Source organism: Streptomyces sp. NPDC034099, assembly GCF_055575415.1.
Map to the genome: position 1 here is coordinate 1 of NZ_JBVISR010000022.1, position 14548 is coordinate 14548.

Annotated in this window: 15 protein-coding genes; 5 read left to right on the forward strand and 10 right to left on the reverse strand. The window is 68.7% G+C overall.

What is annotated here, in order from left to right; translation table 11 throughout:
* The first annotated feature begins 160 nt into the window (after positions 1 to 160).
* The 5 genes from casA to cas6e all read left to right on the forward strand — a co-directional run bounded on the left by casA (position 161) and on the right by cas6e (position 5785).
* Positions 161 to 1771 carry a type I-E CRISPR-associated protein Cse1/CasA gene (gene casA, locus ACZ56V_RS37050; RefSeq protein ID WP_468948008.1) on the forward strand — a complete coding sequence of 537 codons (1611 nt, stop codon included), beginning with the start codon at positions 161 to 163 and terminating at the stop codon, positions 1769 to 1771.
* A gap of 28 nt (positions 1772 to 1799) precedes the next feature.
* Entirely contained in the window at positions 1800 to 2474 is a 675-nt protein-coding gene (casB, locus tag ACZ56V_RS37055; protein WP_468948010.1) for a type I-E CRISPR-associated protein Cse2/CasB, read from the forward strand.
* A gap of 26 nt (positions 2475 to 2500) precedes the next feature.
* The gene (cas7e, locus tag ACZ56V_RS37060; protein ID WP_468948012.1) at positions 2501 to 3676 is read left to right on the forward strand and encodes a type I-E CRISPR-associated protein Cas7/Cse4/CasC; all 1176 of its coding nucleotides are present in this window, start codon (positions 2501 to 2503) and stop codon (positions 3674 to 3676) included.
* Positions 3673 to 4497 (forward strand): type I-E CRISPR-associated protein Cas5/CasD, encoded by an 825-nt coding sequence (cas5e, locus tag ACZ56V_RS37065; RefSeq protein ID WP_468948013.1) that lies wholly within the window; start codon positions 3673 to 3675, stop codon positions 4495 to 4497. The genes cas7e and cas5e overlap by 4 nt, the downstream gene beginning before the upstream one ends.
* Before the next feature lie 640 nt (positions 4498 to 5137).
* Entirely contained in the window at positions 5138 to 5785 is a 648-nt protein-coding gene (cas6e, locus tag ACZ56V_RS37070; protein WP_468948015.1) for a type I-E CRISPR-associated protein Cas6/Cse3/CasE, read from the forward strand.
* Between the two features lie 418 nt (positions 5786 to 6203).
* Here the strand turns inward: cas6e and fxlM are convergent, their stop codons facing one another.
* The 10 genes from fxlM to ACZ56V_RS37120 form a co-directional block, all read right to left on the reverse strand.
* On the reverse strand, positions 6204 to 7400 hold the full coding sequence (fxlM, locus tag ACZ56V_RS37075; RefSeq protein ID WP_468948016.1) for a methyltransferase, FxLD system: 1197 nt from the start codon (positions 7398 to 7400) through the stop codon (positions 6204 to 6206).
* 13 nt (positions 7401 to 7413) lie between these two features.
* Positions 7414 to 7551: a hypothetical protein gene (locus tag ACZ56V_RS37080; RefSeq protein WP_468948018.1), complete on the reverse strand. Its 138-nt coding sequence runs from the start codon at positions 7549 to 7551 to the stop codon at positions 7414 to 7416.
* Between the two features lie 156 nt (positions 7552 to 7707).
* Positions 7708 to 8220, reverse strand: coding sequence for a hypothetical protein (locus ACZ56V_RS37085; protein WP_468948020.1), 513 nt, complete (start codon positions 8218 to 8220; stop codon positions 7708 to 7710).
* The gene (locus ACZ56V_RS37090) at positions 8220 to 8993 is read right to left on the reverse strand and encodes an aldo/keto reductase (protein ID WP_468948022.1); all 774 of its coding nucleotides are present in this window, start codon (positions 8991 to 8993) and stop codon (positions 8220 to 8222) included. The genes ACZ56V_RS37085 and ACZ56V_RS37090 overlap by 1 nt, the downstream gene beginning before the upstream one ends.
* The gene (locus tag ACZ56V_RS37095; RefSeq protein WP_468948024.1) at positions 8990 to 9586 is read right to left on the reverse strand and encodes an AAA family ATPase; all 597 of its coding nucleotides are present in this window, start codon (positions 9584 to 9586) and stop codon (positions 8990 to 8992) included. The genes ACZ56V_RS37090 and ACZ56V_RS37095 overlap by 4 nt, the downstream gene beginning before the upstream one ends.
* Positions 9583 to 10185 (reverse strand): 3'-5' exonuclease, encoded by a 603-nt coding sequence (locus tag ACZ56V_RS37100; protein WP_468948025.1) that lies wholly within the window; start codon positions 10183 to 10185, stop codon positions 9583 to 9585. Before ACZ56V_RS37100 ends, ACZ56V_RS37095 begins: the two co-directional genes overlap by 4 nt.
* The gene (locus ACZ56V_RS37105) at positions 10182 to 11375 is read right to left on the reverse strand and encodes a radical SAM protein (protein WP_468948027.1); all 1194 of its coding nucleotides are present in this window, start codon (positions 11373 to 11375) and stop codon (positions 10182 to 10184) included. Before ACZ56V_RS37105 ends, ACZ56V_RS37100 begins: the two co-directional genes overlap by 4 nt.
* A 24-nt stretch (positions 11376 to 11399) precedes the next feature.
* Entirely contained in the window at positions 11400 to 12452 is a 1053-nt protein-coding gene (locus tag ACZ56V_RS37110; protein WP_468948029.1) for a nucleoside-diphosphate kinase, read from the reverse strand.
* The gene (locus ACZ56V_RS37115; RefSeq protein WP_468948031.1) at positions 12449 to 13471 is read right to left on the reverse strand and encodes a thymidylate synthase; all 1023 of its coding nucleotides are present in this window, start codon (positions 13469 to 13471) and stop codon (positions 12449 to 12451) included. Before ACZ56V_RS37115 ends, ACZ56V_RS37110 begins: the two co-directional genes overlap by 4 nt.
* An 89-nt stretch (positions 13472 to 13560) precedes the next feature.
* Positions 13561 to 14025 carry a DUF6082 family protein gene (locus tag ACZ56V_RS37120; RefSeq protein ID WP_468948033.1) on the reverse strand — a complete coding sequence of 155 codons (465 nt, stop codon included), beginning with the start codon at positions 14023 to 14025 and terminating at the stop codon, positions 13561 to 13563.
* Positions 14026 to 14548 lie beyond the last annotated feature (523 nt).

Here is a 14548-nt window from a genome sequence, read left to right on the forward strand (position 1 = left end):
ATCCACGGCCGCGACTGACGGTTTCCCATACCCAGACATACGAGCAGAGAGGCCAACAGCCTCATGATCAGCAGCTTTTGTTAGAGCCAGTTAACCCCCCACACTCTCCCCGGGTGTCCTTTTAGTATTCGGTGACGCGCAACGATGGGGGGAGGGGCGCGTGACCACGTCTGCGTCCAATCTGGTCGACCAGCCATGGATCCCGGTCGCATGGGCGGAGGGGCGATCGGGCCCGCCCGTAGTGGGGCTCAGGGACCTGTTCGTACACGCCCGGCAGATCCGCACTCTGCTGGTTGCGGAAGCTCCGGCTCACTCGGCGCTGCTGCGCTTGCTGTATGCGCTGACCGCCCGGATCACCGCTCTGGACGAGGCAGGACCCGGAAGCTGGGGCGACCGGCGCGAACGAATCCTCGAACAGGGGCTTGTCGAGCAGAGCATCGACCTGCCTGACGGCCGCAAAGCCGGCATCGACGGCTACTTCGGTCAGTGGAGGCACCGCTTCGACCTGTTCGACAGCGATCGTCCGTGGCTGCAGGACCCCCGTCTCCCGGACCAGTGCGACCGGAATAACACGGCCGGCGTCCACAAGCTGGTCATGAGCCGGGCAGCGGGCAACAACCACTCCTGGTTCGAGCACTGGAGCCACGACAGTCCCGTGCCTCCCGATCTCTCGCAGACGGCATTATCGCTGCTCACCTGGCATTACTGGGGAGACCCCGGCGGCCTTTCCAGGCGTGCGGTCGGACAGGTGAAAAGTCACTACGCGAAAGCCTCGCCCCTGCGGGCCGCACTGTCGTACCACCCTCAGTGCGACAACCTGCTCCTGACGCTCCTGGCCGGCCTCACACCACCGGACAGCGACGTCAGCCGGCACACTGACCTGTGCCCGTGGGAACGCGACGACCTCCCGGACCCGCTCAAGCCGATGCCCGAGCCGCAGGGCCCCTGCTCACGGCTCACCGCCTGTTCACAGCACGCGCTCTGTCTCGTCCCCGCCCCAGACGCCGCGCACACCGCCGACGCGTACATCACCTGGGCTTATGACGCCGAGCGGATCCGGCCGGAAGACGACTACCTGATCTGGGACATCACCAAGGACGGGAAGACGTCCCCCCGGACCGCCAGCTCCTCCCGCTCCCTGTGGCGGGACATCGACGCCCTTCTGCTCAAGCAGCTCGACGACTCGAGCCCCGTCCAGCCGAAGGTTATGGACCATGCCTTCGACGTCAGCGAGTACTTGCGGGTCCGCGCGCTCGGCTTCGAGCAGGACGCCAGCCAGGCAGCCAACCACCAGTACGTCGACTCCGTCACCCCGGTGCTCCTGTCCCGAGTGGAAGAAGATGCGGCGCACACCGAGCGGCCCGTACGCCAGCTCCGTGAACTAGGCGAGCTCTTCGGGAACCGGTTGGAGCAGGCCACGAAGGAAGCCTGGCTGAAGTACACGGATGACAAGAAGAACGATCCCAGGGCCTGGCAGGATGCGGCCGCGGCCCGCTACTGGCCGTCGGCAGAGGACGAGTTCTGGTCGCGGTTCCGGAAGCTGACACGCTTCAGCGGCGCCATGGACACCGGATTCGACTTCGAGGCCGCCTGCCGGGCTTTCGGCCGGCACGCGCTCGACGCCTACGAGGCAGTCACCAACTCCGTGACGCGCACCCCGCGGGGCGCGAAAGCCGTCACCCGGGCGAAGGCCGTCATCCTCGCCGCCCTGAAAGACCCGCACAAGGCGATGGAACAACCGGTGACGAAAAGAGCGGCCAAGAAGTCGTGACCGTCGCCCGCCGACCCGAGGACAAGCTGTGACCTTCCACGCTCCCGAAGTAAGCAAGCGGCAGAACAATCGCGCCACGTATGCCGCATTCACCACGCACATCGAACGTCTGTGCCGCACAGACCCCGGTGCCCGTGCGGCGCTGCGCGCGGGCCTGCGCCGTGACCTGGACCACCCGCGCACACGCCCCATGCACCGCCTGCTGACACCGCGGCTGCCGGACGGGTGCGACGACACGACAGCCCAGGCCCATTACACGGTGGCCTCGCTGATCGCGGCCCAGCCCCGGCACGCCTTCGCGCCCGACCAGATAGACGACGAAGACACCGCAGACGAACACGCAACGGCAGAGAACCGGGCTCCGAACGAGGAGGGGGAACCCGCCGAGTTGGCTGCTCCGCCCGGGCCGACCCCGTATGGCACCTCCTTCGGAGCCACCCTGGGCAAAGCCGTCACCGCAAAGGGCAAGCCGATGCGGATGAGCGCCGCAGAAAGCCGCATCAACCTCCTGACGCGGCAGAGCCTGCGCGGTATCCACCTGCACCTGCCTGCCGCGGTGAATCAGGTACGCACCACCGACGTCGTTATCGACTGGGGACAACTGCTGGCAGACCTCGTCGACTGGCAGTACCAGTCGGGGCGTATCAGCCGCCGCTGGCTGCAGGACTTCTACCGGATCACGGCCGGCGCCGACCAGGACTGACCTTTCTCACCCACAGGAGATCCCCGATGACCCTCGAGCCACGCTTCATCGACATTCACGTCGTCCAGCCAGTTCCCTACGCGAACCTGAACCGGGACGACACCAACTCGGTGAAGAGCATGCTCTACGGCGACGTCCTGCGTACCCGCATCTCCAGCCAGTCCTGGAAACGGGCCGTCCGCGAGCACTTCCAGGACACACTCGGCCACAACGCGCTGCGCACACGCCGTATCGGCGAGCGGGTCACCGAGGTGCTGCGAGGGCGTGGATGGGAGCAAGCGCTTGCCGAACGTGCGGGTGCACACGTTGCGGCGGGCAGCAGCATCAAGTGGGAGGTGGCCAAGGGAAAGGACCGGCAGCCCATTACGAACAAGGTCCTGACCAACGCGCTCGTCTATCTTCCCGACGACGCTGTCGAGGAACTGGCCGACATCGCCGAAGCCCACAAGGAAGAGCTCACGACCGACTTCACCGGAAAAGGAAAAAGCAAGCCCGAAAGCGTCCTGAAAGGAAAGATCGACAAAATTCTCGTCAAAAAGAACGGGGTCATCAACCTCTTCGGCCGCATGCTCACCGAGGTCGACCAGGCCAACGTCGACGGTGCCGTCCAGGTAGCACACGCCTTCACCACGCACACCACCGAGGTCGAACTCGACTATTTCGCAGCCGTCGACGATGTCACCGCTGCGAAAGGCGACGAAACAGGCAGCGGCCACATGGGCACGGCCGAATTCAGCACCGGCACCTTCTACCGCTTCGCCACCGTCGACCTCAAGGAACTCATCAAGAACCTGAGCGACGACAGCGACATCGCACTCGACGCCGCCCGCGAACTCGCCGGCCAGTTCCTGCGCTCCTTCATCGAGTCTCTGCCCCAGGCGAAGAAGAACTCCACCGCCCCGCACACCATCCCGCACCTGGTCCACGTGGCCGTCCGCTCCGACCGGCCGCTGTCGTTCGCCGCAGCCTTCGAAGAACCCGTACGGTCAGCCGGACACGGCGGCTTCGTCGGGCGCTCTGTAGAAGGCATCGACGCCTACGCCAAGGCCGCGAACACCCTCCTGGGCCCCGACCGCGTGCTGCATGCGTCACACGCTTCCCTCCAGTTCGACAAACTCGAGCACCTCGGCGAGCGCCACGCCTCCTTCGACGCTCTCGTCACCGCCGCCGTCGACGTCGCTCTCCCCGAGGCCCCGCAGTGACCGACCGCCCCTCCCGAGGGCTGCTGTTGCGTCTGGCGGGCCCACTCCAGTCCTGGGGCACCCACAGCAAATACACGCGACGTGACACAGCCCGATTCCCCACCCGGTCCGGCATCGTGGGCATGCTCGCCGCAGCACTCGGACGAGCGCGCCAGGCGCCCGTGGACGACCTCACAGAGCTGTCGATGACCGTACGTGTCGACCGGCCCGGCATCGTGCTGTCCGACTTCCACACCGTCGGCGGTGGACGGCCCGCCGATGAAACAGTGATCACCGTCGACGGCAAACACCGCCCCGAAGGTAAAGGCACCCTGGTATCCAAACGCCAGTACCTGGCCGACGCCGCTTTCACCCTCGCGCTGACCTCTGACGACCAAGCGCTCCTGCACACATGCGCCGCTGCCCTGCGCGACCCGCACTGGCCCCTCTTCCTCGGCCGCCGGTCCTGCCCGCCGGAAGGCCCGATCCTGCTGGGAAGCGTCGAAGATCCGCTGCGCCACCTGGTCCAGCTGCCCTTGGCGGCCAAGAAGCCGCGCAGAGGCCCTCAGCCGATCGACTTCTACGGCGACAGACCGCTCGGTACGCTCCCCGTGCACTCTGATGCCCCGGATAGGGACGACGGAGACCATCACAGCGGCGAAGTCACCGACGAGCCGGTGTCGTTCGCACCACTGGCACGCCAGTACCGGCCCCGGCCGCTGTACCGGCGCGCCGTGCACCTGCCGGACGCCGCCTACGAAGGCTTCGGCACCCGCCACCTGAAGACGCTCCAGAGCTACATCGACAACCACTTCGAGACGGCTGAGAGGAGCGCCCGGTGACTCTGTGCCCGACCCTGCTCGCGCCCAGAGTCCGCGAGACTCGCCGAACCGAGTGGCCATATGTACGGCATCCGACGGTGCCACCGCATGATGCAGATGCTCCCCGACACGCTCGAAGCCGCGTACGACTACTCCTGCTGCACCCTCATCGACGCAGCCTGCTCCACCAAGACGCGGGCGTGAACATGCCCGCGCTCCGGCTGGCCGACCCGATGCCCTCCCGGGGCGCACACCCGGCGTTCACCCCCGACGGGGACACCGCCCCGGCCCCCACGCGCCACACACTGCTCGGCTTGCGTGCCGCGACGCAGGACCTCACCCGCCAGGACCCAGGCACTCTCAACCCCTACATAGCCTTGGAGGTCACCGTCCGAGTAGACCGGTCCGGCGGCCGCCTCGCCGACCACCACACTGCTGGGAGCGGCCAGCTCAACAATCAAAACGCCGCCACTCACGGCAGCCTGCGAAGCAGACGCGCTCGCCGCGTACGACATGCCCCTCTGCTCCGCCCTACACGGCCGCAACCACGGCCGACGTCACCTACACCGCACCCGGGAACGCTACTCCGTGCACCCGGTTACCGACGGCACCACACCCTGTCCACGAAATCGATCAACCACGCCAACAAGGAGGCCGCCGCATGAGCCCCCGCGCGGCCCTCGCCCGCATCCGCCTCAACCCCCACAGCCGCGCCGTCCAACGCGACCTACGCAACGCCACCGACATGCACCGCACCCTGATGCGACTGGTCCCCGACGGCCTGGGCGACAGCCCTCGACAGGCGGCCGGGCTCCTGTACCGCCTCGACGTAGCCGACACCTTCAACACGCTCCTGGTCCAAGCCGCCACCCTCGACCCCACACGCCTGCCCGACAACTACGGCCACACCGACGTCAAAGACCTCACCCCGGTGTTCAACGCCCTGCAAAAGGGCCTCGCCGTCCGCTACCGCATCGTCGTCAACCCCGTGAAAACCGAACGCCTGCCACTGGAGAACAAGGGCCAGCGCGGCAAACGCATCGCCCTCACCGGACCGGATGCCGACCGGTGGTGGGCACGCCGAGCCCACGAGGCCGGCCTGCACCTGACCACAGCGCAGCCCACCCCGGCCGCTGCCGTGCATGGCCGTGGCGACAACGCCGCCGCCGTGCGACATCACCTGGTGCGCTACGACGGAACCGCCACCGTCACCGACCCTGACGCCCTCGCCGAGGCCGTACTGGTCGGCGTCGGACGGGCTAAGTCTTACGGCGCCGGCCTGCTCAGCCTTGCCCGCGCAGCCACATGAGCCCGCCTTTCGACGGCGGCCAGGCCCACCAGCTCCTGGTCGCCGATGTGGAGTGCTCCGTACCGCAAGAACGTGGCCGATCGCCGACACGGGGATGCTCCGACGACCAGGCCCACGACGAATGCGGGCTACTCGTGCTCTCCGCCGACGCGGGGGTGCTCCGAGCGCGGTGTAGTCGTTCGTGACGAACTTCGTGCCCTTTCCGCCGATGCGGGGTGCTCCGCACTAAGCCCGCAAGCACGAGGTCCGCGCCAAGTTTTCCCCGCGGACGTCGGGTACTCCGGCGCAGAAGGAGCACTCCCGCGTCGGCTGGGGAGAAAGGCGTCGCTCGCCGTGTCTGTGGCGATTTGGCCGCATTACGGCCCATTCGGGCGTCGTCCCCACCCGTGCAGGTGGGGACGACGTCGGGAGGACGGGCTCAGTAGGTGAGGGTGATCCGGCTTTCCGGCTTGGTGATCATGTGGCCGGGCGCGGCCGCGGTCGTGGAGGGGGTGACGGTCATCTGGGGCACCGCCCAGCGGGCGGCGCCCCACGCGTCGATGTGGGCGATGAGATCGGAGGCGAGTTCCTCGCCGCGCGGCCCGTATGCGGCTGCACCGAGCCGGAACGGGCGTTCGGGGTTGATGCCTTCGCGAGTCACGGTCAGGTAGGCGAGCGAGTCGTCCTTGACCAGGGCGGGGCTGCGGCCCGGTGCGGCGGGCCTGGGGATCAGGACCTGCTCCACGGCCTCCGGGGTGACTTCGAGGCGGCACACGCGGTCGTCGCCGGCTGTGGCGCGGAGCCAGACTCCGTCGAAGGACTCCTCGCCGCCGATTCGCTGCGCGGACAGGAAGTGTCCGACCGGTTCGTCAGCCGCCAGGGTGCCAGCAAGAGCCTTGGTGCCGACGGCCTGGTCCTGGTCGAAGTGGACGCGGATGGTGTCGGCGCCGTTGAGGGACGCCGTCTTCTCGCCGTTCTGTCCGATGATCGGAACGAAGCCGCACAGTTCCATGCCGTCGGAGACCAGCTCGTCCCCGCGGAGGGTCAGGTCGACCGATCGAGTCTGTCCGCGCCAGCGCAGCGGCAGTACGAGGCGCCCGCCGTCCACCAGCTGGTCCCACCAGGTGGCCGGGATGTCCCAGACGCCCACCGTGGCGATGATCCGGTCGTACGGCGCGTTCTCGTGGACGCCGAGCAGGCCGTTGCGCTCGATGACCGTGACGCTCTCGTAGCCGGCCGTGTTGAGGGTCGTCCGGGCGTGCAGGGCGACGTCGGAGTCGATGTCGACCGTGGTGACCTTGTCGCCGCCGACGAGCTGCGCCAGGAGAGCGGCGTTGTACCCAGTGCCGGCCCCAACCTCGAGGACGTTGTCGCCGGGACGGGCGCCGAGTCGGTCGAGCATCATCGCCACGACGGACGGCACCGACGCGCACGACAGCGGGAGCGGCTTGCCGGGGTTGTCCTTGATGGTCACAGCCTGGTCCGTGTACGCGTTCTCCAGCTCGATGCCCGGCAGGAACACGTCCCGGGGCACGGTCCGCATGGCTCGCTCCACGTCGGAGGGCACAGCGCGTTCGCCGAGGATGGCGTCGACGAGCCGGTTGCGGAGCTGGTCAGCCGTGGGGGTCTGGCTCACAGTCGTTTCACTTTCAGTTGAGGAGGTGACACGTCTCCCACCCCAGGCCGAGGGGGCGGGAGACGTCGAGGGTGTGCTTGGAGAGGAGGACGCTGGCATGGCCGGTGAGCAGACCGGCGTCCTCGGACGTCGGCGTCTCTGCCCGCGCCATGGCGGAGGCGAGGCGGGCGTGCAGTGCCGGCAGTGCGCGGGTGAGGTGGGGGAGTACGGCGTCGGAGGCGATCCGGCCGGTGGCCTGGAGCAGCCCCGCCCATCCGTGCCCCCTGGGCCCGGCCGCCCCTGCTGAGGTTGGCCGCGCCTGGGAGCGTTACGCGGCGAGGGCCGGTGGGACCGTGGTGTGGACGATGCCGTCCTCGATGGAGGCTGTTCCTCCGGTCGCCAGGGCCTGCAGGCTGACGAGGAGCCTTTTCCTGCTTGACGGCCGCGCCTGGTCGAGGAACTGCAGGGTCGGTATGACGCGCATGGTCGCTCGGGGGTCGCGATACACCAGCCCTGTCACTGCCTCGCAGGTCGTGGGCGCGGAGGCTATGACGTGGGTGATCACCTTCCGGCGGCGCGTCTGCACGCAGTCGATGGTGACGCGTCGCAGGAGCCGTAGCTTGCCGGCCGGGCCGGTGAGCGTTCGGTAGCCGGCTTCCTCCGCTGTCTGCCCGTCGTACACGGCGCCGATAGGGAGCATCAGCATGCCGCGGAGGTCAGCGACGGTGATGCAGTCGGCCCCGACCGGGATCAGCAAGGACACACCGATCACTGGCGTTCGATAGTTCTCGTAGGGAGCGCGATGGCGAGGAGCGGACACGGTGACTGCTGCGGTGGGCATCAGGCCGTGCCGTCCTGCATGGCCGCCACGATCTCGTCCAGGTGCCGGGGCTGGCTGATGCTGGGGATGGGCGCGACGTGCGAGCCCTGGGAGAGGAGCCAGTGCAACGCGGCGGCGGGCCCGTGGGCCAGGGCCCCGGCGCCCAGCGGCCGGTAGACTACGTAGGGGATGTTGAGGTCACGGCACACTTCCACGGCTGGGTCGTCGCGGCAGGTGGTGTTCAGCGCGTTCTGCACCGCGGCGACGGGTCGGTACTTGAGGACGTACCGGATGTCCTCGGGCGTGACATTCGACAGACCGATGTGCCCGATCTTCCCCTCGTCCTGCAGGGCGTGCAGTACGGCGATCTGGTCGTCTCGGGAGACTTCGGGATCGATGCGGTGCAGGTAGCACAGCTCCAGCTGCTCCACCTTCAGCCGGCGGAGGCTCGCTTCGACACAGGCCCGCAGGTAGAACGGGTTGCCGAGCGGCTTCCACTGTCCGGGCGCGGGCCGGACCATGCCGACCTTCGTGGCGATCAGCACGTGGTCGGGGTACGGGTAGAGCGCGTCGCGGATGAGGTGTTCGACGGTGTGGGGGCCGTAGGCGTCGGCGGTGTCGATGTGGCTGATGCCGTGAGTGTGCACGGCCTGACGCAGCACGCTGAGTGCGGTGTCGCGGTCGTCCGGGTCGCCCCACGTGCCGGGGCTGGTCAGGCGCATGGTGCCGAAGCCGAGCCGGGAGACGACTTTCCCGGCGATGGTGATGGGGCCGGCGGGCGGAGCGGGGGTCATACGGGCTCCTCCTTCAGGCAAAGCTGGACGGCGATGTCGACAGCGTGGGCCTGGCTGTCGGGGTCGCTGGTGACCCGCTGGTGGGGGATGACGTCGTTGGCGAGGACGCGGTGAGCCCGTTCGTCGACGAGCCGCCGGAACTCGGCGTCGTAGTCGTGGCTGGTGTCGACGGGCACAGTCTCGTCGAGCACGGTCGCGAAGAGCAGGTCGTACTTGGGAAGTTGGGTGGAGGCGAGAAGGCGGAGGCGTTCGCGTTCGAGCCGGGTCGGGGTCTCGGCGCGGAACGCCATCGCGGCCTCGAAGTAGGCGACGGCGTCGAGAGCGGCGCGGTCGATGAGGACGACTTCGGCGCCCTGCGTGGCAGCGGTGATCTCGTCCAGGATGCCCTGCGCCATGATCCACTCGGTGGATTGGGCGGTGTGGTACTGCATCTTCGGCAGGCCGGCCGCGGCGGCACGCTTGCCGAGCCGGCCGGTGCGCGCGACGGTGAGGCCGTGGCCGCGCAGCTCCATCTCTACGCGCTTCAGGAGTGTCGTCTTGCCCGTGGAGTGGGTGCCGAGCACCGCGATCCGCAGGGGCTTGGAGGGGGTCACCACAGGGTGGGGTCCCTTTCTGGTTCGAGGGCTCCGGGCAGGCCGGGCGGCACGGCCGTGGCGACCAGCTGGTCCCAGGTGTCGTAGCGGGCGGCCATGGCGATCAGGAGCTGCGCCGTGGCGAAGGCGTCGAAGGTGGCCCGGTGCCGGGAGCCGGGCGCTTCACGCAGGTCGGGCTGTACGTGCTCGATGAGCTTGTCCAGGCTGTACTTGCCGAGGTCGGGGAAGGTCGCCTTGGCCAGGCGGAGGGTGTCCAGGACGCCGGCGGGCTCCCAGTCAGGCAGATGGGCGCTGAGGACGCGGTAGTCGGTGTGGGCGTTGTGCGCGCAGATCCACGTGCCGCTCAGGAACGAGTGCACCTGGTCGGCGATTTCGGACCACGCGGGCTTGTCGGTCAGGTCGGTATCGGTCAGGCCGTGCACGCGGGTGGCGAACGGGGTGACCGGACGTTGCGGACGGGTCAGCCACCAGCCCGCGGTGCCTTTGTCGGGCCGCCCGCTCCGGATGGGTAGCGCGGCGACTTCGACGAGGTCGGGCGGGTTGGTGCCGTTGCCTTCGACGTCGACGACGAGCAGCGCGGGCCAGGTGGCGAAGTTCATGCTGTTGTGGGTCCGTCCTCCGCCTCCCAGCCGATGGGGGCCCGGCCGTGTTGGCGGTAGTGGTGGGGTTTGCTCCGGTCGTGGCACTGGTAGCCGAAGCCGTGCTGCAGGTAGTAGCGAGGCGGCTCGTCCAGTCCCTCCACGACGATGGCACGGTCGCTGACCACGATGTCGCCAACGGCCCCGAGGGCACGCGCTTCATGAACGACGGCGTTCAGGGGCGGCCTCACCCACGCCTTCTTGCACAGGGTGATCTGTTCGGGCGGGCAGATGTCGCACAGCTCCCTGACGCCGTAGTGGCCGTTGTAGTCGGCCTCTCCCCAGGCGTAGGCCACGCCGCAGCTCGTCTTGCGGAACAGCCTTCCCCACTCGGTCCCGCCGGCCGCCTTGTGCAGGTCGAAGGCGTCCAGGATCCGCTGCTCTGCCTGCTCCGGCATGATCTTGCGCCGGGCGGTGTCCTCGTACGGCATCGGCATGCCGTGGTCGTCGTAGTACGCCTTGATCTCGTCGCGGAAGAACAGGCCCGTGAAGACGGTCGCGTGCGCGTGGAGGGACAGTTCGCGGGTCCGCTCGATGTGCTCGTCGGAGTCGTTGAGGCCGGGCACGATCGGACGCCAGTACAGGATGGTGCGGTAGTTCTCGGCGTGCTCGTGCAGCATGCGCAGACTGTCGGCCGCGTACGTGGAGTTGACGGGCTCGATGTCCGGATGGTCGATGCCGGAGTGGGTGACCAGGACCGTCAGGCGCAGGTTCTTGAAGGAGTTGAGGACGGTGCAGTCCTCCGCGTTCACCCGCCAGCGGGTGATGACGAGGACGTGGTTGGTCAGCCCCTGCTCGTCGAGCTGCCGCAGAACCTCGAACGTGTGAGGCTTGACCACCGGGAGCATGGGGTCGGTGGCCCGGTTGAGGATCTGGATGGGCGTCTTGTTCGGCCGGAAGTAGGGGTGGCCGAGCAGCTGGGCGACGGCGGCTTCGTCGCTCATTAGCGCCCGCGGCGTCTTCATCTCGAAGTTGCCGAACAGGTGCCGGACGCAGTAGCCGCAGTCCAGCGGGCAGCCGACGATGTGGTTGAGCGACAGGCCCGACTTGCGGTACTCGATCACGTCGGCGAGGCCGGGATTGAGGCCGCTGATCTGCTCGTCGTTCAGCAGAGGCAGCGGGCGGCGGCGCGGTATCGACGGAGCAGTCACGGAGGCCTCCGGAGGTAGAAGCGGTCAACGGTGGGTGGGCGCGGGCTGGACGGGCACGCCAGGCGACGGGGCGGCGAGCAGCCCGCGGCGGCCGGCGCCGTACCAGGTGCCGAAGTCGCGGCGGGCTGCGTCCGCGTCGTCGGAGGTGTGCACCAGGTTGTGCACGAGGCGCTTCTGGTCGAGCGCCGCCTGCAGGCTGTCGTTGCCGAGGTCGCCGCGGATGGTGCCGACGGCCGCGCGGGTGGGGTCGAAGTGCCCGAGGAGCTGGCGCAGCCGACCGTGGATGCCTGGCTCACCGTGCGCGAGGGCGATGGTGACCTGCTTGCCCGCGTAGGCGTCGTCCAGGCAAGCGGGGAAGTCCCGGTCGGGGAACCAGTCGGCATCCACCAGCAGGTCCCAGTAGTGCACGTGGGCCTGCCAGGGCTGCACCGTGACGTCGATGCGGTTGGCGATCGTGGCTCCGGCGGCGGCGATCCGGTCCAGCACCGCGTCGACCAGGTCGCGCGTCACGGCGTCTGGCTTGCACAGGACGACCGAGCAGCGGTCGAAATCGCTGATCTGCAGGCGGCGGCCCGGCCCGTACCAGGTGCCGTACTCGCGGCGGGCCCCTTCCGGGTCGTCCGAGGTGTGCACCAGGTTCCGCACGAGGCGCATCTCCCCGCGCGCGACGGCCAGGCTGTCGCCACCCAGGTCGCCGCGGATCGTCCCGGGCACGGCTCGGGACGGGTCGGTGTGGCCGATGAGCTGCCGCAGCCGGGGATGGATGCCGGGCTCACCGTGCGCCAGGGCTAGCGTGACGGGCTTGCCCACGTAGGCGGCGTCGATGTACGCGGGCAGGTCGCGCATGTCGCTGCGCCCGGTGTCGGCGAGCATGTCGCGGTAGGTGACGTGTGCCTGCCAGGGCTCGGCGATGACGTCCATGCGGTCGGTGACGGTGAACCCGGCTGACGAGATCATCTCCAGGATGCGCGAGGTCAGCCCACGCGTTACGGCGTCCGGCTTGCACAGGATGACGGCCCACCGGTCGAAGTCGACACCGTCCACGACGGCACCGCTCATCGGCTTGCCCGCGCTCACAGCGCACCGCCGTCGACCGCCGCGGCGCAGGCCGGCCACTTGCGGACCATCAGCCAGCGCAGGCCCGGCTCCAGAGCGTGCAGGAGCGTCGCATCGACGGCGTCGGTCTGGTCGTGCTGGATCTGCCGGTACAGCTCGAACAGCATCACGACCTGCTGCCAGTACGGATGCAGGTTGAGGCGGTCCCGGATGTGCGAGGCGTTGTAGCGCAGCTCGTTGGTGCGCAGCACCTCTTCGTGGACCAGGAGGTGTTCGAGCGTCGCCGCGGTGGTGTCGGCGGGCATGGCCGGGAACGCGAAGGTGACCGCGGGGCCGGCGGCGGCCTCCTCCAGCACGCGGCGGACTCGGTCAGCGTTGTGGTCGTTGACGTGGGCGGAGCCGATCGTGTGCGTGTAGCCGCCCAGTCGCAGGCCGAGTTGGATGGCCGCGTACTCCTGGATCATCGTGAAGGAGAACACGTCGGACAACAGGCCACAGTCGAGGTCGTTCGCCCGCATGTTGCAGACCATGTGCAGTTGGCCGTCGCGGGGCAGCAGGTGGAGGCCGGCGAGGCAGGCGACGTCTGGGTTGGCGCGGTCGGCGAGCTCGCCCGCAGAGAACACCGGGAGGTAGCCGCGCTTGCTGTCCGGCTCGGTCAGCAGCAGCTCACTGACGAGCTCGAACGGGGACTGGCCACCGTCGGCCGGATGGAACAGGGTGTAGCCGTACGCGGATCCACCGAGGTGGGTGCCGTTTGCGCTGCTGGCGCGCATGGACGGTGCGTAGTAGCCGATCATTTCCAGGTCACGGCGCCCGGCGAGGTACCAGAGGGCTTCGGCGAACTGGAAGACCGGGTTGGTCTTGCGTTGTGCCAGGTACGGCAGGCGCTGTCGGGGCTCGGGTAGGCGGAAGCTGACGCCGAGGACTTCGCGGGCCGCGTTGCCGCGCGCGTCAATTCGGTGTTCGGGTTCCTTCGTGGCCAGCTGCAGTAAGGCGACGTACGCGCCTTCCACGCTGGGAAAGGCCGGTGCGGTGAGCAAGACACCCTCCTGATCGGGGAACGGTGGTGCGGCGAGAAGTTGGAGCGCCGACGGTCCGGGCCGCGAGGGCGCCGGGCCGCCGACGGGTCTTAGGCGGCGACCGTGTCCGCGGGAGCCACAGCCATGTACTCGTCGGCCAGGACGCGGTTGAATGCCCGGTCGAGGCGGTCCTTTGCCTCGGACTCTCGAAAGGCGCCAAACTCGCGCCAGTACCTGCGGCCCAGCTCGCGTTCCATCAGCCATCGGGCCTGAACGCGCAGGGTGTGCCGGTCCAGCAGCCCGGTGCGGAACTTTGCCGCCAGCAAGGAGACCTGCCGGTTGCAGTGCACCAGCAGGGCGTACTCCTCGGAGGACAGCTCTTCGTCCGGCGGCGCCCAGGCGGAGCGCAGCGTCTCGTCCGATGCGACCTCCGACAGCCACGCCTGATGCATCTCGGCAGCGTGCAGGGTCAGCGTCCGCTGCTGGTGCCGCTCGGCCTGGACCACTCGTGCGATCGCGATCCCCACCGCGGCGGCGACGAGAACGGCGCACGAGATCTTCGAAGCTGTAAACAAGGCGTTCTCCTGGTTTGGAAGGGGCGGGTGGGAGGTCGGCGGTGCGGGCGTAGGGGGAGGCTCCGGGCCGCTGGCGGTCTATGCCGTGAGCGCCTGGAGAGCGTCTAGGTTCACGGACGCACAGCCGCGCAGAGAGACCACGTCCAGGTGAGCCACCGTCCACAGCAGCTTCGGAGACGTGTACGGCAGAAAGGTCAGCCCTCCCCGGAGGGCGGACGGGCGGGGCGCGAGGGTCACCGGATCGTGCGACATTCCGGCGACGCCCCACGGCTTGGGGCGTTCCACTCGGGCGGCGACCGCACCTTCGCGCAGCTGGGGGCACTCCCGCAGGGCCTCCACCGCACAGGTTTCGTGAATCGGCGGGGAGCCGTCTGCTCGCCCTCGGCGATGGGCCTGCCCTGCCGTTCGGCGAGGAGGTATAGGTGCGTTCCATCAGCGTGGCCGTACGTCGTAGCTCCGCAGCCTTGGCAGAGCTGCCGATCCATGGCCTGCCGTTGGCGTGGCGAGTTCACCCCGGCGAGCA

What these genes read in the sequence shown, in the direction of transcription:
- cas7e (WP_468948012.1), top strand. Translation starts at nt 2,501, where the DNA reads ATGACCCTCGAGCCACGCTTCATCGACATTCACGTCGTCCAGCCAGTT.
- cas6e (WP_468948015.1), top strand. Translation starts at nt 5,138, where the DNA reads ATGAGCCCCCGCGCGGCCCTCGCCCGCATCCGCCTCAACCCCCACAGC.
- ACZ56V_RS37080 (WP_468948018.1), bottom strand. Translation starts at nt 7,551, where the DNA reads ATGGCGCGGGCAGAGACGCCGACGTCCGAGGACGCCGGTCTGCTCACC.
- ACZ56V_RS37085 (WP_468948020.1), bottom strand. Translation starts at nt 8,220, where the DNA reads ATGCCCACCGCAGCAGTCACCGTGTCCGCTCCTCGCCATCGCGCTCCC.
- ACZ56V_RS37090 (WP_468948022.1), bottom strand. Translation starts at nt 8,993, where the DNA reads ATGACCCCCGCTCCGCCCGCCGGCCCCATCACCATCGCCGGGAAAGTC.
- ACZ56V_RS37100 (WP_468948025.1), bottom strand. Translation starts at nt 10,185, where the DNA reads ATGAACTTCGCCACCTGGCCCGCGCTGCTCGTCGTCGACGTCGAAGGC.